Source organism: Peribacillus sp. B2I2 (assembly GCF_041261685.1).
Classification (GTDB): Bacteria; Bacillota; Bacilli; order Bacillales; family DSM-1321; genus Peribacillus.
Map to the genome: position 1 here is coordinate 5,108,854 of NZ_JBGCCB010000001.1, position 26,226 is coordinate 5,135,079.

Sequence of the window (26,226 nt, forward strand, 5' to 3'; positions counted from 1 at the left end):
CCCTTGAACGAGTAAGAACGGCTAAAGCTAAATTTTTATGGGAAAACCATTTTGAAGATTATTACTCAACGCTCTTTAATGAATCATTCGTTCCCATTACTACATGTGGCTTTTGCACGGGATCCATCCATTTCAGTAAGCTGAGGACATTCTTTTCGGCAGTGGCTGTACATCCTGCCGTCGGCTTTGTTTCCCCTCTCCATATATGAAGGAAGATTGCACTTCCTTTTCCTTTTATGATGGGATTCGTATTATAATTGATGACCGCCCCATACCTATAGAGTTCATGATTCATCCTTTCGAAAGACTTCCATTTACTTGAAGGATTTCCTTTATAGGTTATCCACTTGTTATAATCCTTGGATGTCCGATCATCAATCCAGTAGTCATATTGGGTAGTTTTCCTATAATTCATTTTCACTCCGGGCGGCTTCGTTTTGCTTCCAAAGGCCGTACCAAATGAATAAATTCCAACCGGTGATTTTCCATCACCCTCTTTTTTACTCTTCGTGAAGCCGTTCTTCCCAATGACGCCCTCCATCTTCTTTAATGCGCGTCGCCATTCACCTTGTTTCTTCTCGTAAGTTTGGATCGCGACCTTCGTATCACTCATGGATTTCCCTGTCACCGATACAACTTGATTAACACCTTTCCTCGTATCGAATTTTTTCAGAAGGACTTTTTCACCTGAACTGAAAACCTCTTTTGCATCTGCCATCTTGATATATGCAGTCTTTTTTGAATGACAGACCTTATACCAGTTTCCAGTTCTCCCACTTGCCGATAGTTCTTTATTTTTCTTATAAGTTTTTAATGTTTTACTCGTAGCCGACGCCTTTTCCTTTACATCCGTAGTAGTCTTCATGACAATCTTGAATTGAGTTGCTTCGCAGCTTGTTTTCGTTTCAGCTTTCGTAAGATCTGTCGGTTAGATGATTAAAAGGGCTAAAAGGGTGGCCATCATCAATCTTTTCATGGATCCATCCTTCCGTAGTAATAACCAAATATCTAACTATTCGAAAAAATCTTTTTATCATCATAACATAGTAAGTAAGGATGAATCATATTTCTTTCCCGTTTTTATCTAAATCCAGTCAATTTTAGGCAAATCATATTGCTTGGCCGGAACCTCCGCCAATTCATAAAAATGTTTGAGGAAGGACTCATATTGTTGGGAGGATTTCGTGATCGCAGATATTTTATCCTCCAGTTCATTCGCCCTTGATTCCGTCGTTTTTGAAAAATATTCTTCCACTGTTTCAAAGTAATGAATGGGAAATAGCATCCTTGAATATAATAACCGGGCTGAAAAGCTGGAGAACGGTTCTATGGATTGATATTCGTGAAAGAAATGGCCAATGCCACGCTGATGGGTATGCACATTTTGAAAATAATGTTCCCTCACCCATTCCGCGACATCCCTTGTTCCGTGGTCGAATACCCAATCAAACGGATTTTTCATCCATTTATTGCTTTTCCACGTATCATGTAAAAAACGTTCATAACATACCGTTCCACTATCGACAATTTGCGGGGTATCATCAATTTCCGTGTCGACTAAATATTGAATCGCATTTTCACCCAAGACCATATAATAGGGAAAGGTTTCTATAAATAATTTTTCAAACTGGTTATCAGGATGGGCATTGAGCTTATCCCGCCAAATCTTTTCTAACTGATCGATCCTTTGTTCCCAGAGTTCTTTCCATTTACCGATTCTTGAGCATGTTCGAATCGTTTCATTAATGTATCTCCCACGCTGATGGAATCTTGCCAGACGTCTTCCTGGGTTGAAATTTTTCGGACCTTCCAATGCCTGATTGGCAAGTAGGATGAATAATTGTTCATCCGCTTCCGAAACATAACTTCCATGATTGGCAAGAACAAAAGCCGATACGTGACGATCTCCTTGTGAAATCATGTGTTGAGACATTGTATGCCGTTCCACTAATTCCTCCTGCTCCATATTTTCAATGGGAACGATGCTGTAAACCATATTCCCTGAACGGAAGCTTGGAAATCTGCTATTGGCTTCTTCATGACCTACCTGTATACCATAATTATTAAAAATGATTTCTTCTATCATGGAATGGCCCCCTTCATCAAATGGATATAATAGAAATATTGGACTTCATATACTTATATATATGTGGAATAACCCGTTTTCTGAATGATTATCGAAACCTTATTATAAAATCGAATCGAAATCCCTTTCATGGGTTTTGACTTTAATCAAATCAAACTACCGGCAATAGAACTATCCCTTTAAAATATAGAGAAATGGGTGATGACATGGCTAATATTGAACAATCAATGTCTGAAAAAACGGCTCGTAGGTGGCTAATTGAACGAGGAGTGAAATTGGAGGATATCGCTGAGCTTGTCATGTATTTACAATCTGGCTACCATGAAAATCTCCAAATGTCCGATTGCCTTCACAATGTCGAACGGGTCCTTTCAAAACGCGAGGTCCAAAATGCCATCCTTACCGGCATTCAGTTGGATATTCTAGCTGAGAAAAAACTGCTCGAGGAGCCGCTACTGAGCATCATTGAAATAGATGAAGGACTATATGGGGTCGATGAAATATTGGCTTTTTCAATTGTGAATGTTTATGGATCCATCGGCTTTACCAATTATGGTTTCATCGATAAACAAAAGCCAGGTATCTTAAAATATCTAAACGATAAAAGCACAGGTAAGGTGAACACCTTTTTAGACGATATCGTTGGGGCAATTGCTGCTGCCGCTTCAAGCCGGCTTGCCCATAGAACCGAAAATGCAGAATAGTGAGCTTATGATATTAAACGACATAAAAAAACCAGGACTGCTTTCGCAGGCCTGGTTTTTTCATTCGAAGTGCCATAGGTCGAGCGTATCCACCACATACGTTGGCTGCTCCTTATATTGCTTCAAGCGTTCTTTGGTCGTTACGCCAGTATGTACAAGCATTGTATCGATCCCTGCATTAATGCCGGCTAGGATATCCGTATCATAGTTATCGCCAACCATGATCGTCTCTTCTTTAGGTACCCCTAATACTCTTAGAGCTTGCTCCACTATGACGGATTCAGGTTTTCCAATGAAAATCGGCTGTACTTGAGTCGAAACGGAAACAACGGAGGTCAAAGCACCATTCCCCGGCAAAAGGCCTTGTTCAGTAGGAATGGCAATATCACCATTGGTCGAAATGAAAACAGCGCCATTCCTGACAGCAAGACAGGCTTTTGACAACTTTTCATAATTGACGCCGCGATCGATGCCCATTACCAGAAAGTCTGGATGTTCATCCACAAGCTTCATTCCTTTTTCCTTAAGAGCCTCGATGATGCCTTCTTCACCCACCACATAGACCGATGCATCTTGCTTTTGTTCAGCTATGTAATTGGCAGTGGCCATGCTTGTCGTGAAAACTTGATCATCTTCCGTTGATATGCCGATGCTTCTCAATTTATCCGCTACCTGTGCCGGAGTCCGGGATGAGTTGTTGGTGACGAATAAATAAGGGATCTCCCTTTTTCTTAGGTCATTAATAAACCCTGCCGCTTCCGCAATTTGTTCAGTTCCGCGATACATGGTGCCATCTAAGTCAATTAAATATCCTTTATACGACTTCATTTGAATTCGCCTTCCTAACGCTACTAGTTTTTAAAAGCTGATACGGGTCCCAATTCATTTGTTAAATAGTTCCTCACCAAATCGGGGAATTGCTTGAATGCCTCGATATTTTCCGAGAATACGGCATGCAGTTCGTTGTGATCGACTTCAATGAAGTCCTGGACCAGCATTTTCCTTAGCGGCAAAACCTTTTTGAATTGTATCGCTTTTTCTTCTGAAATGACTTTTTCATCTTGAAGGATATCGATAATATCTTCATAACTTCCTGGATCACGCATAATAAAACCATCAATTACCGCATTTCCCACATCCAACACGGAATCGATGGAAGTATGTATAAGCCTTTCAGCGATAAGTTCCGAAAGGTCTCCATCCCAATTATCATGCCCTTCAAAAAGTCCAAGCTGCTTTTCAAGAAAACCTAATATTTGTTCAATCTTTTGGCGGTCTACAAAGTACATTTTTTTCCAGATCCTTTCTGATCTAAGATGATATAGGGAATCATTGGTTGAATGAGCGGCATAGGTAAAACCCTGTGCCGGACCAACCTTATTCCTTGATGATACCATAGCTTCTCCCTTACTCTCAATTCCTTCAGCCATTTGAAACAATCCCTATATTAAACAGCAGCAAAAACGCAAGCATTGCCCTAAAAAAACCTAAATTTACGGTCCCATTTGTATTCTTGACAATTTTCCTTTAATCAATGAAAACTCTGAAGGCAAGATTGCCGGACTTTCCTGTGGAACCATGAGGCGTGACGAAGTTCCTCCTGCCGGGAGCCCCGAAAAATGTCTGTTCCCCTATTGAAGTCACTTTGTTATGATGGAACTACAAATGTGAAGATAAGAAGGGAATGATACTATGGAAGATCGTTTTTATTTATACAATGACGTGGTTGATTCAAAAACCCGGTTCATAAGTTTCATGGGAGAGGAATCAAGATTCGATCTGGCCATTACGACAACCGATCGTTTTTATGGGAAGAAACTTGTCTTAAATATGCAGAGTAACCGTTTTGCGATTATTGGACCTGATGATTTAGAAGAGGAAGGCTATCTTGAGCATGCCTTTCAGTTGTCAGAAGCGGAAGCCGAAGAACTAAGTCACTTTTTAATGGAAATCGTCTGAAAGCCGACGTTTTTTTCTTAAACGGGATAACCTACTGAATGTACGATTACATGAGGGGGGATTACCTTGGGCAAAGAAGAGGAAATATACCACGATTTCTCCAATGTCGAAAAACAGCGGGATTATTTAATTCCTGAAGAATTTCCCGAAGGACCTTTTGGATCATCGATAGCAAAAGATGCACCAGTTCAGAATAAAAACACCCCGTGGCAGGAAGGGCAACGCTATCAAAGTGCCTTTAATTATGAAAATAAATCCTTGCACGAAGACTTACCTCGACAATATCCTGGTGCTCATCCGACACATGATGATCCAGAAAAAGATGAACAGTCTCCTTATAAAGGATATGGAAACTCTTAACATGGAAAGGCCAGAGTAAATCCTGGCCTTTCTTATTTCTTTATTTTCTTCACGACGAAATATGGACAGCCAAAATTGCAGTATTCATATAAATATTCACTAAGCGTGCTTATTTTTGTATCGAAGGTCGCTTTCTGATTAGAGTCATCAAAAAATCCACGCAGCCTCAATTGGCCGTAACCCCAATCCCCCACTATATAATCATACTTCGTTAAAATCTCACTGTATCTGGCCTTAAACGCTTCTTCGTTATAGCCTTCCCGTTCATCCTCGATTATTTCATAGGTCATGTTATTGATGTTAATCATTGTTTTCACCTCTCATAAATACATTCCTTCTTTAAATTATAACTGATTCCCCATCAATTACTAAGCGAAAAATAGAGAAATATGTTCATCCTAAAGTTATGGGGGTGTTATTGATGAAAAAAATGCTAATAACGATAGGTTTAAGTTCGATTATTGCACTAACTGGATGTGCTGATAAAGAAAAGGATCAGGGGCTCGGTGCAAAAAACAATGCCGGCAACCCAACAAACGTAAACAACCCAACTCAATATTATGATGAGGATTATCGTAATAATGACAACAAAAGTGATGATTTCGGTTTTACCCGCACAAATAGTGCAACCATTGACGGCCGTAATATTTCCAACAAGGATGCTTCCATTGACCGGGAACAACTCTCTGATGTCATTTCAAAACTGAGTGTTCAGATTCCTAATGTCAATGATGCGGCTACTCTGGTGACCGACGAGGAAGTTCTTGTCGTATATGATACCAATACCAAGGATCGGACTGAAACCGCAGACCAAGTTAAACGTACTGCCATGTCCATCGTGCCTCGCTACTATCATGTCTATGTTAGTGATGATTATCAAAACCTTGCCCAAGATGTCGAGAATTTCTCTACATTGAAATCCGGCAGCAAAGGGATCGACTATACGATTGAACAAACCATCAAAAGAATGCTGAAATCGCCTCAAGGATACAAAATGAGTGACGGGGAAAATGAAAATGGGGAAATGATTAACGATAAAAGGGATCATCACGATAACATCCATCAAAAAATGGATAACCGTTAATAAAAATGAAAGGACCGAATTTTTTCGGTCCTTTATTTCACTCTATTTCAATAATTCTTCACCTTTGGTTTGTTTATGCTTTGCCGCAGCATTAACCTGTTCGTCCGCATGGTAGGAAGAACGGACAAGCGGGCCGGATTCACAATGGCTGAAGCCTTTTTCCAATGCACGTTCTTTCAATTCGGCAAACTCCTCAGGCGTATAGTATTTCAGCACCTTCAAATGCTTTTTAGTCGGCTGCAAATACTGGCCGATAGTCATGATATCCACATTATTGGCCCTTAGGTCATCCATCGTTTCAAGGATTTCCTCCCGCGTTTCACCAAGGCCAACCATTAAACTCGACTTTGTCGGAATCTCCGGATACAGTTCCTTGGCTCTTCTTAAAAGCTCCAATGAACGTTCGTATTTGGCTTGAGCCCGTACACGGTCGGATAAACTTCTGACTGTCTCTATATTATGGTTCAGAATGTCTGGTTTAGCATCCATCAAAGTCTTAATATTTTCATGTACCCCGCCCATATCCGACGGTAATACTTCAATCGATGTAAATGGATTCTTGCGTCGGATGGCACGGACCGTTTCAGCGAAAACTTCAGCGCCTCCATCTTTTAAATCATCACGGGCAACAGCTGTAATGACGACATGCTTTAAATTCATCAATACGACGGAATCGGCAACACGCTCCGGTTCAGCCCAGTCCAATTCATTAGGTCGTCCGGTTGTAACAGCACAAAAACGGCAAGCCCTTGTACAGATTTCACCTAATATCATGAATGTAGCCGTTCTTCTCACTGCCCAGCATTCGTGAATATTTGGACATTTCGCCTCTTCACAGACAGTATGAAGATTTTTTTCGCGCATCATATTTTTTAAACCGAGGTAATTTTCATTAGTATTAAGCTTTATTTTTAACCAATCTGGTTTACGAAGAATTTCTTTATTTGTAGAAGACATGAAAATGCCACTCCATTCTATAGAAATTAACACACCCTACTTTAACAATAAAAAAGCATTTATACAAGTTATAGTTGGTTTCCCATTATTTATTTTTCATGTTTATAGCTAAATCAGCAAAACTATAAAAGATGGATGGACTGATGTCTTTATAAATACGGAGAGTGACATGAAAGGAGCCTGCCCCGTTGAAAAAATTATTCCTTCTTACCCTAACTTGTTTGTTTATTTTGAATGCACCAAGCCAAGTGGCTAAAGCTGCCGATACCCCTGAAGCTTATGCCGGGAGAATGGAGCTATACAAAAATATGGAGGCTACCCTCCAAATCCCATGGTATTACCTTGCTGGGGCTGATCAATATGAGCACAGCCTAAGGGCTGCCCGACGGGATTTAGAGCCGGCAAAGGGTTTAATAGGCATCAACATCGAGCCTTCAAAGTGGAGCGGTGCCCTCAATCCTGACTTGAACGACGTGAACCCGCTCACGATCACATTTTTTGATGGGCTTGGCCAGGATGGGAATGGTGATGGCAAAGCTGATATTACTAATGATACCGATCGCTTATATGCTTTTTCGAAGCATCTCCATACTTATGGTGCAGATGAAGATAATATCCGGATCGGCTTGTGGGATTATTATAAACGAGATAAAGCCGTCAGCATCATTATCGGCAATGCCGAGATTTATAAGAAATATGGCCGGCTGGATTTACAGGAAAAGGCCTTCCCCGTTCCAGTACGGACTCATTATACGTATTTGAATACATGGGGAAGCGCTCGTGGATGGGGCGGAAGGAGAATCCATGAGGGTACTGATATATTTGCGGATTATAGCCTTCCCGTTCGATCAACGAGCTATGGCATCATCGAAATGAAAGGCTGGAATAAATTTGGCGGTTGGCGGATCGGGATACGGGATTTAAATAATACGTATCATTACTTTGCTCATTTAAGCGGTTTTGCCAAAGGATTGAAAGTCGGACAGATCGTCGAGCCCGGGCAAGTCATCGGAGGTGTTGGCAGTACAGGTTACGGCCCTCCGGGAACTTCAGGGAAATTCCCTCCGCATCTTCATTACGGAATGTACAAAGACAACGGAATCACGGAATGGAGCTTTGACCCTTACCCCTATTTGAAAATGTGGGAAAGGAAGGATTTAGCTAAAAAGAAAAAGTAAGCGGCGATGAATTTTACGCTGCTTTTTTTTGATTCGAACATAAACCCCTGAACTTGATGCATAGGTATTAGTAAAGGGGGCTAAAGCGTGTTCCGAAAAAGATTTCGAACAAAGAAATTCCGAAAGAAGGGGCCTCTTCCCACCCGAAAAGTATTTCTCTATTCCTTTATCCTTTTTATCATAACCAGCATCATGACTCTTTGGTACGTTGATAAATCAATCGAACCCGTGATCATGAGTGTAGCCGAATATGAAATCAAACGGATTGCAACGGAAACGATTCATGAATCGGTTGATGAGAATATAGCCAAGGTTGATATGAACAAAATCATCACCAACAACGAGGGTGGTAAGGACTCCAGTTCATCCTATAGCTTCAATCCGGTCATATACAGCGAATTGCGCGCTAGCATTACGAAGGATATTCAAAAGAAGCTTGGCATCAAAAAGGGAAATCCTTTTAAAACGGGTTCAGCCAAAATAAATGATGAACAATATAAAAGTGTGGTCTATTATATACCCTTGGGTGTCGTGACCGGGAATAACCTCCTTTCCAACTACGGACCTGAAATCCCAGTGAAAATGTCAGTCATCGGCAATGTTGAATCGGATTTGAGGACAAAACTGACAAACGCAGGCATCAATAATGTGTATTATGAATTGATTGTGGATTTTGATGTCAATATTCAAATCGTCATCCCCTCTTTCACAAAGGAGACCAAGGTAAGTCAGGAAGTGACAGTCGGCAGTCTGCTAATTGAAGGTGATGTACCAAGTTATTATAGTAACGGAAACGGTTCGTTGGCACCTGCCATCATGAAGGAAAACAAGGAATAATAAAACCAGCTTATCCTTGTGGTTAGGCTGGTTCTTGTATATTGAGACATTTCATGATCAGCAAATGCAGGTTTTTATTCAAGTCCACTTCATACTTTTATCTGTTCCCCATTTTGAAGTATCCTGATCATTGGACGGTCCCCTATCCCCTCATTTTGAGCTGATATCACCCCTTTTCTCCCATCATTCAATTCTGAGCTGACCGGGTTTACGAAGGATTTCCAAAGGTACGAGCATTTTGCCGACATCATGTAAAATCGTGCCCAGCCCAAGAATTTCGAGATTCTTTTCATTAATGTTCAATTCCATCCCGATCGCCAGGGGGTATATAAGGTCACATTGAAGGAGTGAGTAAAGATGTAGTCGTCGTATGTATAAACTTCGGCCAATAAAGTCATTAACTCTTTATTCCTATTCAGCTCGTCCATGATGACTTGACGTTAGCCTGCTCTATCGTGAACGATCCATCAAGGTTGATTTTGTTTTTCATGTCCAGGAATGTGGTTTCAATCGTATTAATGGCTTCTCTCCTTAGTTTCCCGGATACTGGAGGCATTGGAATAATGTCATCCGTCCTGTAATCTTGGATGTAAACAAAGGGAATATTAAGGGACATCAGTCGATTGATCATTTTCTAAGTTAATATAAGACCTTCACATAATAGGATATGGCCCCGCTCATTATAGATATTTTTTCCGAGCCTGGCTCCAGGGCTTAGGGTCTTTGTGATAGTTAGCCTCATTCTTGGACTCCATCTCCCCATTCAATATTTATAAATCAAACCATTTCTTTCCTTTATAAGGGTTATCGGAAAATAATTTGATAAATGAATCCATTATTGAATAAATCTTTGGTAAAAAACAAGGCCCCCTTCTGGGTAAAAGAAAGCCCACCTTTTCAAATCATCTTGATTAATGCTTCTTTACCAATCATTCCTGGATGAATGCCCTTTTCCACGGCCTCCCAGGTAACTGATTCAAGCGGCGCTTCCAAAAGCTCTTCAATCGATTTAACTCCTGTGGCCCTTCCTGCAAGAATTTTACGATCTCTCAATTTATCATTCAACAGTCCTACATCTAACGCACCGCACATTATATACCCTTTTTCGGACGCGACAGCAAGTAAATTCGTTTTGGGAAGTCGGACTGAAATGGCTAGGAATGTATGATTATTAAGTATTATAGGTATCATGCTAATCAATTGGTTTCGCCCCTTTCTTCCCCATACTTTATGAAAAAAAGGGCGAAACCGTGATTTAGCGTTAGGCATCCGTATACATTTTTTTCAACTTCCATAAAAGGATATCCCGCAAGAATTCCGGTAATAGGTATTTCTTACGATTGGAGCGCTGGATACTTGGAAAAAAGTGCCCAAACGTGAACATATCAGGTATTGCCAATTTATAAGACTTATCTGCCTGCAGTTTCTCCCCTTTTATCAGAATCCCATTTACGATTCCATTCTCCATTTCGTTAAATTCAATTTGATCATATTGCATGACTCCCATGATTTTTCCGCGGAAACCGAAACCTTTCACTTGGATATGAGGCCACTCCTCATTTCTCGATTGCATTAAGATTTCTTTTAACTCATTCCCATTTACTTCAACGACGCAAGGATTGATGGGGTGTGGACAGATTCTGTGAATATCCCCTTTTGTGACTGGTCCCTTCGGCAATCCCTCGAGCAGAAGACCAGCATTCAAAAAGGTGCAATCCGCCTGACTCCATTCCCTTAAGGCCTCTCCAAGGATTTTCGTCAAAGCACTAACCTTGAACCAATCATTGTCCAAGGCTTCCGGCAAGTCCACTGCGACCTGTTTTAGCATTTCCCCTCCGGCCTGGTACATCGCTTCAATCCATGCCCGTTCATCCTCTAATTCTGAAAAGTCATTGGTATCATATAGAATGGCACTCTTCTGGCTAATTCTCTTTTCCTGATTGACGGTCATTTCCACCTGCCCAACAAAAAAACCATATTTTCCCGCAGCGCAAAGGAGTGTATCATTGATCAATTTCCCTTGGTGAAGGATATGGTGGGTATGCGCGCCAAGTATGACGTCAATCTCCGGAAAGTCCTCTGCCATCCTCTCATCATCATGGATGCCCAGGTGAGAAAGGATGATGATTACATCCGCCTCTCTTTTGACCCTTTCAAGCTGTGCCTTTAACTCCGCGAATGGTTCTGTTAATTCCCAACCCATCGCAGAATAAAACTTTTGATAAAAGGCTGTCAAACCTATCATGGCGATCTTAGTGCCTTTTTCCGTTGTATGTATCCAATATGGCAGCGCCCATTCCGGTCTTTCAGTATTTCCGTAATAAATATTGGCTGCCAAGACTTTGAACCTTGCTTGATCATATAAGGAGTCTAACGCATCATGAGGTAAAGTGATCCCTTCATTATTGCCGATGGTCACATATTGGTAGCCCGCTTCATTCAGCAGTTCAATATTCCCTTTACCCAACGTACCTTCTGTATATGGATGCCAGCGGTCCACATGATCACCTATATCAAGTATGATCGCTTCTTCTCCCGTTTCTTGATGAAGTTGTCTTCTTTCTTTAAGAAACTTATCAATACGAGGCCAATTCTCAAAATGACTATGGAGATCATTGGTGTGATATAAATGAATGATTTCTGACATCATTTTTCCTCCTCGTTTATCCTGTAATACCTTGGTATATAAGACGTAAACCAATGATTATCAGCACTATTTTTAACATATTTTCCAGCGACGCGCTTTTTAGGCGCGTATTGATGAATGCCCCCAACTTAGCACCGAACCATGCACCCGGAATCAGGGCAAAAACATATGGCCAATTTACATTTCCAAGGGAAATATGCGTAATCGAATTAGTGATGGAAGACAGAAATACCATGAACATCGAAGTCGCTACAGCCATATGCGGAGGGAAGAAGAAAAGAAGCATCATTACGGGAACCATTAAGGCTCCGCCGCCAATCCCAAATAACCCGGAGCTGAATCCCACGAAAAAAGTAATCAATACAGCTATAAGGGGGTGGTAACCATAAGAAAATGAATGTCCATTTTCAGTTTTATACGTTTTGACCATTTTCCCTTTTCCAGGCTTGAAAACCATTGGCTTCAACCGGTCCTTCACTAATAACACGATAGCCATGAAAACCATGAAAATCCCAAAGTACAATGAAAAAGCTTCGACATTAAGGTTTTTATTAACATATGCCCCTATTATGCCACCTGGTGCACTGCCTATAAAGAAGATTAAGCCGGCCTTATAATCCACCACTTTATGTTTTAAATAAGATAAAGTAGAAGATAACCCCGTGAAAATCATGATAACGGTTGAAACACCTACGGCCACCTGAGGTGTCAGCTCATCGATTATATTTGTCGAAGTACCTAAATATAAAAGAGAAGGCACAATGATGATGCCTCCGCCCAGACCGACAAGAGAGCCGATTGATCCCGCTAATAATCCGATACCCACTAAAACTAACCATACCATGAAGAAATCCGCCTTTACCTGTTTGTGAGGAAAGCACCTCTACTAGCTTGTCACATCTTCTCTTTATTGATTATATAATGCCTTTTAAAACAAACCAAGCTGCCTTGGAGCCAGTCCTTCATATTCAATACCAAGCAACTCAATCATTTGTTTGGCATTATCGGCGGCATCTCCGCCTGAGTTATTATTGAACAGGACATATATCTCCTTGGATTCCTTTTCCAATATCCTTATTTTCTCCACCCATTCAGTCAATTCCTGATGATTATATCGGTATAAGTACCTAACCTCACGCCAATCATCACCCGAAGAAGGTCTCTGCCAACCATGCAGGTTACGGCCATGAAAGCGTATCAGGGTTTTATCTTTATCGGTGGCATGCAGAACGACAGGAATGGATCCCTCTCCAGCCTGCGGCTCATCGCATACAGTATGGATCCAGCCTTCCTCTTGGATAAAGTCCAAAGTTTGCTGGACTACGCTTGGTCTGTACCAGCTTTGATTCCGAAATTCTATGGCAGCTGGAATATCGCCCATTTCAGCTTTGCACCATCGCAGGTAATTCACGTTTTCACGCTTACAATCAAACCATGGCGGAAACTGAAATAAGACCATCGCGAGCTTCCCTGACTTCTGATAAGCTTCCAGAGAGTCGCGAAATGCCTTGAACATGTCCTTCTTACTTTCAAATGGGACCTCCCCACGCTGATGTCCTGTCATCCCTTGATAGGCTTTGACGACAAACTTGAATGATGCCGGCGTCTCTGATACCCACTTTTCACTGTTCCTCTTTGGCTGGACTGCATAAAATGAGGCATCCACCTCCACAATGGGAAAATGAGCCCCATACTCTTTGAGTTTATCACGTTGGGACACACCGCCATGATACAAACTATCATGATCCCCCCAACCTGTCACGCCAACATAAATCATCTGCACCATCACTCCTCCCGGGACAGTCCCCATTTCCTTACTTCTTCCTTTATTATTTTTTACCCTTATTGAGCCATATTTAATCTTTGGTATAAGGGTGCCAAAGATCAAAACAAAAAGCCTGCCAGTCAGACCCGGCAGGCTTTTGTATGAATGGTTATTCTAAATCGCCTTACAGGCAGGCCAGTCGGTCATTATCCGATGGAGCCTTTCATTTTGACATCAAGTATTTCTGAGGCATTATAGTCTCTTAAATCCCTATTTTTAAATCTAATGATAATACTCTTTTCAGATCGCATCAAGTTTTATGAATCGTGGTCCGCTCAAAAAAGGCACAGTAAAGAACGTTTTTTATGAATGTAACTTTAATGATTCTTGATTTTGTATCTTCACCAAAAAATTCAAATGCTTCATACTAGCATATTAAATTTCTCCAAATTTTCCAGGTAGAATTGAAAATAATAATCATGTACATCCTCTTCATATTCTGCAGTTCCATGGAACAGTTTTGCACCCACCATTAAAGAATTAAGATATCCATCCAGATAATCACATCTAGCTTTCACCTTAAATTCAGAAACATACTGTCCATCTTTACTTTCAAGAACAATATCAATTCGTCTTCCTTCATGTTCATCGATAATCATTTGATTATAATTATAATCGAGCCAGTTTTTTTTCATTTTACTTTTTTTAAGTGGGTAGCGTCGATTGTACTGCCGTTGTTCTTCATGAAATTTTAGCTCATGAGGCAGGAAGACTTTTTTCAACACTTCACTATCACATATTTTGAGGCAAAGAAATATCTTCTCATAATCAAAATGCTCATCCCTTGGCAGATCAAGAATTTCCGCTTTACTGAATTCCTCTGCCTTGAACTTTTGCTTCAATCTAGTTATAATCTCTTCTTTATTGAAAACCAAGTGTTGTTTCTTTTTTAAGTACTTCTTATAAATCTCCTCGTAATTAAAAACCATAACACTCCCCCACTATTTAACAGGTCCCCCATAAAAAGCATGAGCATTTGGTGTTTTTTTATAAGGATGCCAATGCACCCATGGTTTCAGACATACACATGCGGTTCTGCTGCTTGAATCAGGTGCAAGCCTTAAATATGTATCAAATCGATTGGGGCATAAAACCATCAAAACAACAGCGGATACTTATCTTGATATTACTGAAAAAATAGAAGAAGACGAACTTCAAAAGTTCGCCTCCTACACTAAAAGATAAAATCAAATCGGCACAAAATCGGCACGCTAGCAATTTTACAATTCATTATAATCCCTCAAACCCTTATAAACAAAGGTTTTCACTATCTTAACCAATAGAGCCTTCCATTTCGAACTTGATCAGACGGTTCATTTCAACCGCATATTCCATTGGAAGTTCTTTTGTAAATGGTTCGATGAAGCCCATTACGATCATTTCCGTTGCTTCTTGCTCAGAAATTCCGCGGCTCATCAAGTAGAACAATTGTTCCTCAGATACTTTGGAAACCTTCGCTTCGTGTTCAAGGGAAATGTTGTCATTCAAGATTTCGTTGTAAGGGATTGTATCAGATGTAGACTGATTATCCATGATTAATGTATCACATTCAATGTTGGAACGAGCCCCATCGGCTTTACGTCCGAAGTGAACGATACCGCGGTATGTTACTTTACCGCCTTGTTTAGAAATTGATTTTGATACAATGGTTGAAGATGTATTTGGCGCTAGGTGAATCATTTTAGCTCCAGCATCTTGGTGTTGGCCTTTACCGGCAATGGCAATGGATAATGTCATACCACGAGCGCCTTCACCTTTTAAGATGACAGCAGGATATTTCATTGTCAATTTAGAACCGATGTTACCATCAATCCATTCCATTGTTGCGTTTGCTTCACAAACCGCACGTTTCGTAACCAGGTTAAACACATTGTTTGCCCAGTTTTGGATCGTCGTGTAACGGCAGTAAGCATCTTTTTTAATGACGATTTCAACAACCGCACTATGAAGGGAGTTAGTTGTATAAACAGGTGCTGTACAACCTTCTACATAGTGAACGGATGCGCCTTCATCAACAATGATAAGCGTACGTTCGAATTGACCCATGTTTTCAGAGTTGATTCGGAAATAAGCTTGAAGCGGAGTATCCACTTTAACGCCTTTTGGTACATAGATGAAAGATCCACCTGACCAAACTGCTGAATTCAATGCCGAGAATTTATTGTCAGTCGGCGGAATCGTTTTTCCAAAATGCTCACGGAAGATATCTTCATTTTCACGAAGTGCTGAGTCCGTATCTTTAAACACGATACCCATATCTTCCAATTCCACTTTCATGCTATGGTAAACCACTTCTGATTCATATTGAGCAGATACGCCTGCAAGGTATTTTTGTTCAGCTTCAGGAATTCCCAATTTATCAAAAGTCTGTTTGATTTCCTCAGGAACTTCATCCCAGGATTTCTCTGATTTCTCTGATGGTTTAACATAGTATGTGATTTCATCAAAGTTCAAGCTTTGCATGTCGCCGCCCCATTGAGGCATTGGCATGTTGTAGAAATGCTCCAATGATTTCAAACGGAAATCAAGCATCCATTGCGGTTCATCCTTCATTCGAGAAATTTCTTCCACGATTTCTTTTGTCAGACCACGCTTTGAACGGAAGATGGAAACATCTTTATCCGCAAAGCCATATTTATAATCGCCTATATCAGGCATTTTCTTTGCCATAGCTCGTATTCCTCCATTTCAAATGGCTGAATTACAACAGCTCATTTTAATTTAATTATTCCTTCAATCCCTTTTCCATGGCCTTCCAAGCTAGCGTCGCACACTTGATTCGGGCAGGGAATTTAGAAACACCTTGAAGGGCTTCAATATCCCCAAGGTCCATCTCATCATCGTATTCTTTTCCTTGAATCATTAAGGAAAAAGTCTCGGACATCGCTAAAGCAGTATCTACGTCTTTGCCCTTTATGGCTTGAGTCATCATGGAAGCTGAACTCATGGATATCGAACAACCGTCACCATCGAATTTAACATCGCTGACTTTTCCATCTTCAATCTTCATCGTTAAACGAATCCGATCGCCGCAAGTTGGATTGTTCATATCAATTGTCATGCTGCCATCCTCAAGCATACCCTTATTACGTGGTTTCTTATAATGATCCATAATGACCTGACGGTAAAGTGTATCTAAGTTATCAAAAGACATTGCTGAAATACTCCTTCGTTTTAACAAGCCCGGACACAAGCTTATCAATATCTTCTTCCGTGTTATAGAGATAGAAACTTGCTCTTGCTGTCGATGACACGTCAAGCCATTTCATTAATGGCTGTGCGCAGTGATGACCGGCACGGACAGCAATTCCATCTGCATCAAGTACGGTAGCGACATCATGTGGATGTACGTCATTAATATTAAAGGTTACTACGCCCGCACGTTTTTCTGCATCTTTTGGACCGTATATGGTAAGTCCTTCAACTGCAGACATTTTTTCCATTGCATAAGCAGCGAGTTTATGTTCATGCCGCTCAATATTATCCAAGCCGATTTCTTCCAAGAAATCAATCGCAGCCCCCATGCCGATCGCACCAGCAATGATAGGGGTTCCGCCTTCGAATTTCCACGGGAGTTCTTTCCATGTAGACTCATACAAACCTACAAAATCAATCATTTCCCCGCCAAATTCAATCGGCTCCATTTTTTCCAGTAATTCTTTTTTACCATATAATACGCCGATACCAGTCGGACCGACCATTTTATGACCTGAGAAGGCAAAGAAGTCACAATCCAAATCGCGGACATCCACTTTTAAATGAGGTGTACTTTGTGCCCCGTCGACTACCATTACAGCATCGTGATCATGGGCAATTTTCGCGATTTCCTTCACAGGATTGATAACACCAAGTACATTCGAAACCTGCATGATGGAAACGATTTTCGTTGCATCCGTAATTGTAGCCCTCACATCATCAAGGGAAATCGTTCCATCCTCTTGAAGTGGAATGTACTTCAGTACCGCGCCTTTTTCTTTGGCAAGCTGTTGCCACGGAATGATATTACTATGATGCTCCATGTAAGAGATGACGATTTCGTCACCCTCTTTAACATTTGCTCCACCGTAACTTTTTGCTACTGTATTCAAAGAAGTAGTCGTACCTCTGGTAAAGATGATCTCTTCAGTAGAAGAAGCATTAATGAATTTACGCACCTTTTCACGTGCACCTTCATACGCATCCGTAGCTTTTGTTCCTAGTGTATGCACCCCGCGGTGAACATTCGAGTTGTATCCGCGGTAATATTGCTCAATCGCTTCAATCACTGCAGCCGGTTTTTGAGAGGTTGCAGCACTATCTAAATAAACTAATGGCTGACCATTGACTTCTTGATCTAATATTGGAAAAAGCTTACGAATTTCGTATGGGTTCATTACTGTACTTTCCTTTCAATGACCGCTACTAATTGTTTTTTTACTCCCTCAATAGGAAGTTGGTTAACAACAGGGGCCAAGAATCCGTGAATGACAAGTCTTTCCGCTTCTTGCTTTGTTATACCACGGCTCATTAAATAATAAAGTTGAAGCGGGTCAACACGTCCGACAGAAGCGGCATGACCAGCCGTTACATCATCTTCATCAATTAAAAGGATTGGATTGGCGTCTCCGCGTGCTTTTTCACTTAACATCAGTACGCGTGATTCTTGTTCGGCATTGGATTTTGTCGCACCATACTCTATTTTTCCAATTCCATTGAAAATCGTGGATGCACTTTCCTTCACAACACCATGCTTAAGGATATACCCCTCAGAACGCTTACCATAATGAATGATGGCAGTCGTGAAGTTTTGCTTTTGCTCCCCGCGGCCAACTACAACGGATTTAGTATCCCCATGTGAGCCATCGCCCATTAAATATGTTGTGTTATCCGAAATCGTATTACCGTCATTCATAAGACCTAGCGCCCATTCGATATGTGCGTCACGGCCTGCCACTCCACGGCGGTTAACATATGTCGTAAATCCTTTTGAAAGGGTGTCGACCGCTCCGTATTCCACTTTTGCATTTGCATTCGCAATTACTTCGGTTACGATATTGGCGATACCTTCGCTAGATTCAACGTTTGAGAAATAGTTCTCCACATACGTTACCGAGCTGTTATCTTCCGCTACGATCAATACATGGTTGAAAAGTGTAGTATCTGGATTATCCAACAGGAATACCGATTGAAGCGGTTCTTTGATTTCTACATTTTTCGGAACATAAAGGAATGCTCCCCCATTGACTAATGCAGCATGCAACGCTGTTAAACGATGTTCATCTATTTTAACGCCGTCTTTCATGAAATATTTTTGCACGAGCTCAGAATGGTCACGGGCCGCTGTGAAAATATCCGTAAAGATGACGCCTTGTTCTTTAACATTAGCTGACAGATTGATATATGCCGGCGTATTGTTGCGTTGAATGTATAAGTTCCCATTTTCTTCAATGATGGATTTGATTTCTTCCGGAAGCTCCTCTAAAGAGGCAAAAGCTTCACTTTCAACCGCGTGGGTTTTGAAGGAAGTAAAATTCCATTTGTCGATTTTCGTTTTATCCGGCTTTGGCATCGGGAGCTTTTCAAATTCAGAAAACGCTTGAATCCGAAGCTCGGAAAGCCAAGCTGGCTCATTATTTTTAGTTGAATAGGAGCTTATATCCTCTTGTTCGAACGGTAATTTCGTTTCTGTAGTCATTGCAAATCCTCCTACTTACGCTTCTTCGCCAACAGTTTCGTCTTCAATGCCCAATTCTTGTTTGATCCAATCATAACCTTCCGCTTCCAAGCGGGCAGCAAGTTCAGGACCGCCTGATTTAACAACACGTCCTTGCATCATTACATGTACATAATCAGGAGTGATGTAATTTAATAGACGTTGGTAGTGAGTGATGATCAAGCATCCAAAGTCTTCTCCGCGCATTTCGTTGATTCCTTTTGAAACGACTTTAAGTGCATCGATATCAAGACCTGAATCAATCTCATCCAAAATTGCAATTTTAGGTTGGATCATCATTAATTGAAGGATCTCGTTACGTTTTTTCTCTCCGCCGGAGAAACCTTCATTCAGATAGCGTTGCGCCATATCTTCATCCATTTCAAGGAATTCCATTTTTTGATCCATTTGACGAATGAATTTCATCAATGAAATTTCATCGCCTTCTTCACGGCGTGCATTAATGGAAGAACGTAGGAAGTCAGCGTTTGTAACACCACTGATTTCACTTGGATATTGCATAGCTAGGAATAGGCCTGCACGAGCGCGCTCGTCGACTTCCATTTCCAATACGTCTTCACCATCGAATGTGATGCTTCCGCTTGTTACTTCATATTTAGGGTGACCCATGATCGCTGATGATAAAGTGGATTTACCAGTTCCATTTGGTCCCATGATCGCATGGATTTCCCCACCTTTAACTTCAAGGTTTACCCCTTTTAAAATCTCTTTGCCTTCAATTGATACGTGAAGATCTTTAACCGTTAATGTAGAAGCTGACATAATAATACCTCCGTGAACTAATTCCTATTTTATTACCAGAAAGTAAAGATTACTTTCTTTACTATAAATTTACGTAAAACCATTCTCATTTTATTCTCATTCCAATTTTATAACAAATCCAATTTGGAATCAACTAATATAGAAAGGTGTTTCCACTTCTTACATGTTAAAAACCTGTCCTATTCTTACCATACTAACAGATATAGCCTATTTACAGCATATTAAGCCTTATTTTAGCTTTTGTTAAAATTATCTTATTATTCGGCAAACCTTCGTTCTTATTAATATATGTCCGAAAGAGTCGATCGGATGGTATGAACGTTCCGCTTTGAAAATAAAAAAATCGGACTGTAAGGCATTATGTAAGTTCATCCAATAAGGAAACCCTTATTTTCTGGACCACTTACCATTTTACCTCTACAGACCGATCTTTTAAAGAACTCTTTTATATGCTTAGCCGTGAATTTTGCGTTGCAGGTCCAGGACCATTTTGTTGCATTTTTCATGTTCCCTATCTCGTTCTTTCTCAACCTCGATACGGAGGTCTAAGTTTCTACTGTACTCACTGTAGCCAATCCCATGTGAAGACTGCATCGCCTTTTCCATTTCGCTTGTTACATTTAAATCCAGAGTATTGATAGTGAACCATCCTTTCAAATTTGTGTATCATTTTATTACCTTCAATCATTCTCTACCCTTTTACTATCATATATAAACATGAAAAAACGACCTGAATTACATCAGGTCGTCATTGTTGAATTATTTATCCGCCGGTACAACTGCACCTTTGTATTCTTTAAGGATGAAATCTTGAATTTCTTTAGAATGCAATACTTCTACAAGCGCTTTGATTGCTTCTTTGTTTTCGTCACCTTTGTTTACAGCGATGACATTCACGTATGGTGATTCAGAATCTTCAATGGCGATTGAATCTTCAATCGGATTCAAACCTGCATCGATCGCATAGTTGGAGTTGATCAAAACAGCATCGCCTTCGCCGCTCTCATAAATTTTAGGAAGCAGAGCCGCTTCATATTCAGAATCGAATTTAAGGTTTTTCTTATTTTCAACGATGTCTTTAGTTGTAGCTGTCGTTTTATCGATTCCCTCTTTCAAAGTGATCAGGCCATTCTTTTCCAAAAGGGATAAAGCACGCCCATGATCAGCGACAGAGCTGCTTAGAATGATCGTTGCCCCATCAGGAAGTTTTTCGATGGTTTTATATTTTTGTGAGTATAGAGCTATTGGCTCGATATGGATTCCGCCTGCATTAACGAAATCATATCCGTTTTCTTTAATTTGTGATTCTAAATAAGGAATGTGCTGAAAATAGTTAGCATCCAATTCCTTATCGTTTAAAGCCTTATTTGGTAACACATAGTCCTGGAATGTTTCGATTTCCAATTCGATTCCTTTTTCTTCAAGAAGCGGCTTAGCTTCCTCAAGGATTTCAGCATGCGGAACATTGGATGCCCCTACAACTAATTTCTTGGATTCTTTTTCCGTTTCACTGCCGCCTTTATCCTTTTCACTTCCACAAGCAGCCAAAGCGATGGATAACACTAAAATCAATGCAAATCCTAAAAACTTTTTCATCCTTTTCATCTCCCTTTATCTTTTGTCCAATTTAGATGTAATCACATCTCCAATAATTTGAATTATGAAGACGATAATTAGAATAACGATAGTCGCTACAAGCGTAACGTCATTTTGATTTCTTTGATAGCCCTCCAGATAGGCAAGATTACCAAGTCCGCCTGCGCCGATGACCCCGGCCATTGCGGTATATCCAACCAATGCAATCGATGTTACCGTAATCCCGGAAATAAGGGCAGGCATCGACTCCGGAAGAAGGACCTTCCAAATGATCGTGCTCGTTTTTGCCCCCATCGATTTAGCGGCTTCAATTACACCTTTATCGATTTCACGGAGGCCGATTTCAACCATACGTGCATAAAACGGTGCCGCACCGATAATAAGTGCCGGCAGTGCAGCGTTCTCTCCAATCATGGAACCGACAAGCGCTTTAGTGAAAGGAATGAGCAGCACGATCAAAATAAGAAATGGAATGGAACGGAATATATTAACCACAGCACTGATGACCGCGTTGATTGCCCGGTTTTCCCACATATTCCCCTTCCCTGTCAAGAACAGGATCAATCCTAATAATATGCCTATAAAAAAGGTTGCCACCACAGAGATACTTGTCATATAAAGCGTTTCTTTCGTTGCTTCAATAATGTCTTCCCAATCAACATTCGGCAATAATTCTTCAAGCATGAGTAATCACCTCCACGCCTACCTGCTGTGCTTTAATGAATTCGATTGCGCGGAGCATTTCATCCTCTTTGCCATCAAGATGGATAAACAACGTTCCATATGAACCGCTTCTGGTTTGCGATATTTTACCTTGAACGATATTGACATCCAACTCGAAGTTACGTACGAGCTTAGTTATCAACGGGCTTTCTGCATGATCACCTACAAAAGTCAATTGAATCACTTTGCCTGCAGGAAAGCGTTCGAGCAGATGGTCCATCGTTTCTTTCGTTTCTTCTGGTTCCGTCACCTGTTGCACGAAACGCTTCGTCATTTGTTCTTTAGGATTCTTGAAAACATCCAGGACAGGTCCCTGTTCAACAACTTGCCCGCTTTCCATCACAGCCACACGATGACAGATTTTACGTATTACATGCATTTCATGTGTTATCAAGACAATCGTCAACCCGAGACGCTGATTGATGTCAACAAGCAATTCGAGTATAGAGTCGGTAGTCTGCGGATCCAAGGCAGAAGTCGCTTCATCACACAGCAGCACTTTAGGATCATTCGCTAGAGCCCTGGCTATTCCCACCCGTTGCTTTTGCCCTCCGCTTAATTGCGAAGGATATGCCTTTTCTCTGCCTTCCAGTCCGACTAACTTGATCAATTCGTTCACACGTTTGGTGCGTTCAAATTTTGAAACTCCAGCAATTTCCAACGGGAAGGATATATTTTCCTGAACGGTTCTGGACCATAATAGATTGAAATGTTGGAAAATCATGCTGATTTCTTGACGGGCCTTACGAAGCTGAGCACCTTTAATTTTTGAAATTTCCTTCTCAGCCACCACAACGGATCCTTCTGACGGTGTTTCCAATCCATTGAGCATCCTGATCAAAGTACTTTTCCCCGCTCCACTATAACCAATAATACCGAAAATCTCGCCTTTATTTATTTCAACATTCACATTATTTACAGCCTTGATCGTCTCACTGCTTCCTTTTCCTGTTCGGAACAGCTTACTGACTTTTGTCAATGTAATCATTAATCCTCACCTCTTTTATCCAATAAAACCTATGAACTTAGTTAATTTCTCTACATTATTATCTGTTTCCACTACCAATTTTGCAGTTCATGCAAAGGTTTTTCCTACTGAAATAGAAAAAACCTTTCTGCATGAGCAGAAAGGCAGGTGAAGAAACAGGCCTTCCTCTCATCTTCCAAAGTGATTAAACTTTGTGTGAATTGGCACCTTTCCAAGGAAATCTCCTTGTCGGTTGCCGGGTTTCATCGGGCACATCCCTCCACCTCTCTTGATAAGAGCTAATATATAGAATATTTGTATATCATTAAGTTCTTTAGTATGTTGAAATTTTATCATAGATAAAAAAGGAGCGCAATGTATAATATTTCTAGTTCAAGAATGCCCAGGACTTTTTGCTTAAACCGTTTTAGAAGTCAAGGAGACGATATTCGTCGCTTTTTCAATTGCCTGCTCCAAATCTTCTATTAAATCCTCTACATTTTCAATCCCAATGGATAAACGGACTTGATCAGCACGCACACCCGCTTTCGCCAGACCTGCATCATTCAATTGCTGATGGGTCGTACTGGCAGGGTGGATGATCAAACTCTTCGCATCCCCTACATTCGCTACATGGGACCATAATTCCACCGAATTGATAAGTTTCGCCCCGGCTTCGCGGTCTCCCTTAATTCCAAAAGTCACAACGGATCCTGCTCCCTTGGGCAAATATTTATCCGCAAGGGCTTTATCGGGATGATCCTCATTAGAAGGATGCGAAACCCAAGTCACGGCAGGGTGATTTTTCAAATATTGAAGTACAGACTTCGTGTTCGAAAGATGCTCTTTCATCCTTACATGCAGCGTTTCAAGTCCAAGCGTAAACTGGAATGCGCTTTGGGCACTTAGCGCAGGGCCTAAATCACGAAGTAACTGCACTCGGGCTTTCGTTATAAAAGCGGCTGGTCCAACTGCCTCGGCGTATACCAGACCGTCGTAACTTGGATCAGGCTCCGTAAAGCCAGGGTAGTTTGGTGAGTTCCAATCGAACTTCCCTCCATCCACGATGACACCGCCTAAAGTGGTTCCATTTCCCAGAAGCCATTTTGTAGCGGAATGGATGACAATATCCGCTCCAAAATCAATTGGTCTGCATAGATACGGTGTAGCGAAGGTATTATCAATGATTAAAGGTATCCCGGCATTGTGGGCAATGTCAGCTACCGCTTCGATATCAAGGACCCTCAAACTTGGATTTCCGATTGTTTCGGCAAATATGGCTTTAGTTCTTGGCGTTATCGCCCTTTTGAAATTTTCAGGGTCATCAGGAGAAACGAACTTCACTTTAATCCCATATTTCGGAAGAGTGTTTTCAAAAAGATTATACGTACCGCCATATAAAGTGGAGGCTGAAACGATCTCATCCCCTGCACCGGCAATATTCAGGATTGACAGTGAGATGGCAGCCATTCCGCTTGCTGTTGCCAATCCGCCGATACCGCCTTCCAATAAGGCCATTCTTTCCTCAAAAACGCTGACCGTGGGATTATGTAGTCGTGTATATATATAGCCATTCTCCTTTAAGCCAAATAAATTCGCTGCATGGTCAGTGTCTTTGAACAAGTATGCATTGCTTTGGTAGATAGGGACTGCACGTGCACCTGTTTCATCAGCTTGCAGACCGCCATGAACACTCAATGTTTCGAAACGCAACTTTTTCTCTGACATACTATTTCTCCTCTTTCTCTATGGATTTAGTAGGAATTATATTGAAACCGGGCCTTTCAAAACAAAAAAACCACTTCCAAAAGAAGAGGTTTTAAAAACGCACCTCATCTTTTCAGAGCTAACACTCTGCTGGAATTAGCACCGTATATAAATTTATACCGGTTGCCGGGCTTCGTCGGGCCAGTCCCTCCGCCACTCTTGATAAGAACTATTAAATTCAGGATGCTTTCTTAATACAAAATATAACATTTTAGAATTAATCAGTCAATGAATTGTTAGAATATTCTTTGTTCAATTCCAATTTGGCCGCCACTTGTCCACAACTAAAAAAACCAATCCGTTTCTGATTGGTTTTTCAGCTGATTTCCTTAAGCAATCCATATAAATAAGGAACGGATTGAAAGGCATATATTTTTCTGTGCAGCTGCCCTTCTTTGAAAAACAATAAACACGGGACACTTTCAATTTCATATGATTCGGCAATAGCTTGAACATAATTCATATTCATTTTACCTGCCTTCAGTTCCGGGAAAAGTTCCATGGATATCGTCAGCATCTTGGAAGCCACCTGACAGGTGCCGCATAATGGCGTATATAAATATAAGCAAAATGTTTCCCCTTGTTCAACGGCAAGCTTACACTCTTCTTCTTTCCATTCCTGAATCAATTAGTCGTTCACCCTTTGACTTAAAAATTTCATTTTAACATTCATATTGGCAGATAAAAGCACAGTTGCGATATGATGTTCAGGTGAGCTCTCCACTTCTTTGTACATTTTATTAATATACAGGTGGTTCGCTTCCGGCATTTCCCTTCGGAATTGCTTCCGGAGCTTTTCTCCTGATTCATCTGCGTCAAAAAGGAGATAAACATCACGGTCCATCAATTCATCCACCAATTCATCAAGCTTAGTTAATGATATGGTCCCATTCGTACATCTAATTTCCACATCTTCATTTAAAACGGAGGCAACTTTTCTTCTATCGGAACTGCCTTCTACAATGATCACTTTATCGAATTCGCCCCATTCCATGTCATCACTCCATCTCACGAATTATGTGCGCAACTGCGATTGTACAAAATGAAAAAGAGAGCAGGCC

General features: G+C 40.9%; 31 protein-coding genes, 1 pseudogene and 2 riboswitches. Of the genes and pseudogenes, 7 read left to right on the forward strand and 25 right to left on the reverse strand.

Annotation, left to right across the window (positions count from 1 at the left end; all coding sequences use genetic code 11):
* Positions 1-61: 61 nt before the first annotated feature.
* Both ABIE66_RS25525 and yutH read right to left on the reverse strand, forming a co-directional pair.
* Complete coding sequence (locus ABIE66_RS25525; protein ID WP_370016727.1) at positions 62-865, reverse strand: L,D-transpeptidase family protein; 804 nt, start codon at positions 863-865, stop codon at positions 62-64.
* A 219-nt stretch (positions 866-1,084) separates the two neighbouring features.
* Complete coding sequence (yutH, locus tag ABIE66_RS25530; protein WP_370016728.1) at positions 1,085-2,086, reverse strand: spore coat putative kinase YutH; 1,002 nt, start codon at positions 2,084-2,086, stop codon at positions 1,085-1,087.
* Between the two features lie 194 nt (positions 2,087-2,280).
* Here yutH and ABIE66_RS25535 point away from each other — a divergent pair, with 194 nt between their 5' ends.
* The gene (locus tag ABIE66_RS25535; RefSeq protein WP_081112960.1) at positions 2,281-2,790 is read left to right on the forward strand and encodes a phosphatidylglycerophosphatase A family protein; all 510 of its coding nucleotides are present in this window, start codon (positions 2,281-2,283) and stop codon (positions 2,788-2,790) included.
* A 60-nt stretch (positions 2,791-2,850) separates the two neighbouring features.
* Here ABIE66_RS25535 and ABIE66_RS25540 read toward each other — a convergent pair whose 3' ends face one another.
* A complete protein-coding gene (locus ABIE66_RS25540; RefSeq protein ID WP_289314504.1) occupies positions 2,851-3,618 on the reverse strand; it encodes a TIGR01457 family HAD-type hydrolase in 768 nt (255 codons plus the stop codon).
* A 23-nt stretch (positions 3,619-3,641) separates the two neighbouring features.
* Positions 3,642-4,220, reverse strand: a complete 579-nt coding sequence (locus tag ABIE66_RS25545; RefSeq protein ID WP_353957927.1) for a DUF86 domain-containing protein — start codon at positions 4,218-4,220, stop codon at positions 3,642-3,644.
* Between the two features lie 262 nt (positions 4,221-4,482).
* Between ABIE66_RS25545 and ABIE66_RS25550 the strand changes: the two genes are divergently transcribed.
* Entirely contained in the window at positions 4,483-4,749 is a 267-nt protein-coding gene (locus ABIE66_RS25550; RefSeq protein ID WP_061465473.1) for a DUF3055 domain-containing protein, read from the forward strand.
* A 66-nt stretch (positions 4,750-4,815) separates the two neighbouring features.
* The gene (locus tag ABIE66_RS25555) at positions 4,816-5,109 is read left to right on the forward strand and encodes a cytosolic protein (protein ID WP_289314503.1); all 294 of its coding nucleotides are present in this window, start codon (positions 4,816-4,818) and stop codon (positions 5,107-5,109) included.
* 32 nt (positions 5,110-5,141) lie between these two features.
* Here the strand turns inward: ABIE66_RS25555 and ABIE66_RS25560 are convergent, their stop codons facing one another.
* Positions 5,142-5,417 carry a YutD family protein gene (locus ABIE66_RS25560; protein ID WP_034310177.1) on the reverse strand — a complete coding sequence of 92 codons (276 nt, stop codon included), beginning with the start codon at positions 5,415-5,417 and terminating at the stop codon, positions 5,142-5,144.
* Between the two features lie 113 nt (positions 5,418-5,530).
* On the opposite strand from ABIE66_RS25560, the gene ABIE66_RS25565 reads away from it, so the two are divergent.
* The gene (locus ABIE66_RS25565; RefSeq protein ID WP_370016729.1) at positions 5,531-6,193 is read left to right on the forward strand and encodes a YhcN/YlaJ family sporulation lipoprotein; all 663 of its coding nucleotides are present in this window, start codon (positions 5,531-5,533) and stop codon (positions 6,191-6,193) included.
* A gap of 42 nt (positions 6,194-6,235) precedes the next feature.
* Here ABIE66_RS25565 and lipA read toward each other — a convergent pair whose 3' ends face one another.
* The gene (gene lipA / locus ABIE66_RS25570) at positions 6,236-7,150 is read right to left on the reverse strand and encodes a lipoyl synthase (RefSeq protein WP_125162574.1); all 915 of its coding nucleotides are present in this window, start codon (positions 7,148-7,150) and stop codon (positions 6,236-6,238) included.
* Positions 7,151-7,338: 188 nt separating this feature from the next.
* On the opposite strand from lipA, the gene ABIE66_RS25575 reads away from it, so the two are divergent.
* Together ABIE66_RS25575 and yunB are read left to right on the forward strand one after the other, a co-directional pair.
* Positions 7,339-8,328, forward strand: a complete 990-nt coding sequence (locus tag ABIE66_RS25575; RefSeq protein WP_370016730.1) for a M23 family metallopeptidase — start codon at positions 7,339-7,341, stop codon at positions 8,326-8,328.
* An 87-nt stretch (positions 8,329-8,415) separates the two neighbouring features.
* Positions 8,416-9,165 carry a sporulation protein YunB gene (yunB, locus tag ABIE66_RS25580; RefSeq protein ID WP_289326852.1) on the forward strand — a complete coding sequence of 250 codons (750 nt, stop codon included), beginning with the start codon at positions 8,416-8,418 and terminating at the stop codon, positions 9,163-9,165.
* A 183-nt stretch (positions 9,166-9,348) separates the two neighbouring features.
* On the opposite strand, the gene ABIE66_RS25585 is transcribed toward yunB, so the two are convergent.
* The 7 genes from ABIE66_RS25585 to ABIE66_RS25615 form a co-directional block, all read right to left on the reverse strand.
* Complete coding sequence (locus tag ABIE66_RS25585) at positions 9,349-9,474, reverse strand: hypothetical protein (protein WP_370016731.1); 126 nt, start codon at positions 9,472-9,474, stop codon at positions 9,349-9,351.
* Between the two features lie 106 nt (positions 9,475-9,580).
* Complete coding sequence (locus tag ABIE66_RS25590) at positions 9,581-9,781, reverse strand: hypothetical protein (RefSeq protein ID WP_370016732.1); 201 nt, start codon at positions 9,779-9,781, stop codon at positions 9,581-9,583.
* 281 nt (positions 9,782-10,062) lie between these two features.
* A complete protein-coding gene (locus ABIE66_RS25595; protein ID WP_370016733.1) occupies positions 10,063-10,356 on the reverse strand; it encodes a YunC family protein in 294 nt (97 codons plus the stop codon).
* A 70-nt stretch (positions 10,357-10,426) separates the two neighbouring features.
* Positions 10,427-11,812: a bifunctional metallophosphatase/5'-nucleotidase gene (locus tag ABIE66_RS25600; RefSeq protein WP_370016734.1), complete on the reverse strand. Its 1,386-nt coding sequence runs from the start codon at positions 11,810-11,812 to the stop codon at positions 10,427-10,429.
* Positions 11,813-11,828: 16 nt separating this feature from the next.
* Positions 11,829-12,656 carry a sulfite exporter TauE/SafE family protein gene (locus ABIE66_RS25605; RefSeq protein WP_289326857.1) on the reverse strand — a complete coding sequence of 276 codons (828 nt, stop codon included), beginning with the start codon at positions 12,654-12,656 and terminating at the stop codon, positions 11,829-11,831.
* Positions 12,657-12,740: 84 nt separating this feature from the next.
* A complete protein-coding gene (locus ABIE66_RS25610; protein ID WP_370017116.1) occupies positions 12,741-13,589 on the reverse strand; it encodes a DUF72 domain-containing protein in 849 nt (282 codons plus the stop codon).
* 410 nt (positions 13,590-13,999) lie between these two features.
* Positions 14,000-14,566, reverse strand: a complete 567-nt coding sequence (locus ABIE66_RS25615; protein ID WP_370016735.1) for a hypothetical protein — start codon at positions 14,564-14,566, stop codon at positions 14,000-14,002.
* 76 nt (positions 14,567-14,642) lie between these two features.
* On the opposite strand from ABIE66_RS25615, the pseudogene ABIE66_RS25620 reads away from it, so the two are divergent.
* Positions 14,643-14,822 (forward strand): annotated as a pseudogene (locus ABIE66_RS25620) (tyrosine-type recombinase/integrase); the annotation flags it as partial.
* 87 nt (positions 14,823-14,909) lie between these two features.
* On the opposite strand, the gene sufB reads toward ABIE66_RS25620, so the two are convergent.
* The 12 genes from sufB to ABIE66_RS25680 all read right to left on the reverse strand — a co-directional run bounded on the left by sufB (position 14,910) and on the right by ABIE66_RS25680 (position 26,159).
* A complete protein-coding gene (gene sufB / locus ABIE66_RS25625) occupies positions 14,910-16,307 on the reverse strand; it encodes a Fe-S cluster assembly protein SufB (RefSeq protein WP_370016736.1) in 1,398 nt (465 codons plus the stop codon).
* A gap of 55 nt (positions 16,308-16,362) precedes the next feature.
* On the reverse strand, positions 16,363-16,791 hold the full coding sequence (sufU, locus tag ABIE66_RS25630) for a Fe-S cluster assembly sulfur transfer protein SufU (protein ID WP_034310148.1): 429 nt from the start codon (positions 16,789-16,791) through the stop codon (positions 16,363-16,365).
* Entirely contained in the window at positions 16,781-18,010 is a 1,230-nt protein-coding gene (locus ABIE66_RS25635; RefSeq protein WP_289326860.1) for a cysteine desulfurase, read from the reverse strand. Before ABIE66_RS25635 ends, sufU begins: the two co-directional genes overlap by 11 nt.
* Complete coding sequence (gene sufD / locus ABIE66_RS25640; protein WP_289326861.1) at positions 18,010-19,311, reverse strand: Fe-S cluster assembly protein SufD; 1,302 nt, start codon at positions 19,309-19,311, stop codon at positions 18,010-18,012. The genes ABIE66_RS25635 and sufD overlap by 1 nt, the downstream gene beginning before the upstream one ends.
* 15 nt (positions 19,312-19,326) lie before the next feature.
* Positions 19,327-20,112, reverse strand: coding sequence for a Fe-S cluster assembly ATPase SufC (gene sufC / locus ABIE66_RS25645; protein ID WP_289314493.1), 786 nt, complete (start codon positions 20,110-20,112; stop codon positions 19,327-19,329).
* Positions 20,113-20,565: 453 nt separating this feature from the next.
* The gene (locus ABIE66_RS25650; RefSeq protein ID WP_081092419.1) at positions 20,566-20,769 is read right to left on the reverse strand and encodes a YuzK family famiily protein; all 204 of its coding nucleotides are present in this window, start codon (positions 20,767-20,769) and stop codon (positions 20,566-20,568) included.
* Between the two features lie 102 nt (positions 20,770-20,871).
* Entirely contained in the window at positions 20,872-21,708 is an 837-nt protein-coding gene (locus ABIE66_RS25655) for a MetQ/NlpA family ABC transporter substrate-binding protein (RefSeq protein ID WP_370016737.1), read from the reverse strand.
* A gap of 15 nt (positions 21,709-21,723) precedes the next feature.
* Positions 21,724-22,392: a methionine ABC transporter permease gene (locus tag ABIE66_RS25660; protein ID WP_289314491.1), complete on the reverse strand. Its 669-nt coding sequence runs from the start codon at positions 22,390-22,392 to the stop codon at positions 21,724-21,726.
* The gene (locus ABIE66_RS25665; protein WP_370016738.1) at positions 22,385-23,419 is read right to left on the reverse strand and encodes a methionine ABC transporter ATP-binding protein; all 1,035 of its coding nucleotides are present in this window, start codon (positions 23,417-23,419) and stop codon (positions 22,385-22,387) included. Before ABIE66_RS25665 ends, ABIE66_RS25660 begins: the two co-directional genes overlap by 8 nt.
* 165 nt (positions 23,420-23,584) lie before the next feature.
* Positions 23,585-23,697: riboswitch (SAM riboswitch) on the reverse strand.
* Between the two features lie 118 nt (positions 23,698-23,815).
* Positions 23,816-25,126: an O-acetylhomoserine aminocarboxypropyltransferase/cysteine synthase family protein gene (locus tag ABIE66_RS25670; protein WP_370016739.1), complete on the reverse strand. Its 1,311-nt coding sequence runs from the start codon at positions 25,124-25,126 to the stop codon at positions 23,816-23,818.
* Between the two features lie 101 nt (positions 25,127-25,227).
* Positions 25,228-25,334: riboswitch (SAM riboswitch) on the reverse strand.
* Positions 25,335-25,481: 147 nt separating this feature from the next.
* Positions 25,482-25,793, reverse strand: a complete 312-nt coding sequence (locus ABIE66_RS25675) for a thioredoxin family protein (protein WP_370016740.1) — start codon at positions 25,791-25,793, stop codon at positions 25,482-25,484.
* Positions 25,794-26,159 carry a toprim domain-containing protein gene (locus tag ABIE66_RS25680; RefSeq protein WP_048688210.1) on the reverse strand — a complete coding sequence of 122 codons (366 nt, stop codon included), beginning with the start codon at positions 26,157-26,159 and terminating at the stop codon, positions 25,794-25,796.
* Between the last annotated feature and the right edge of the window lie 67 nt (positions 26,160-26,226).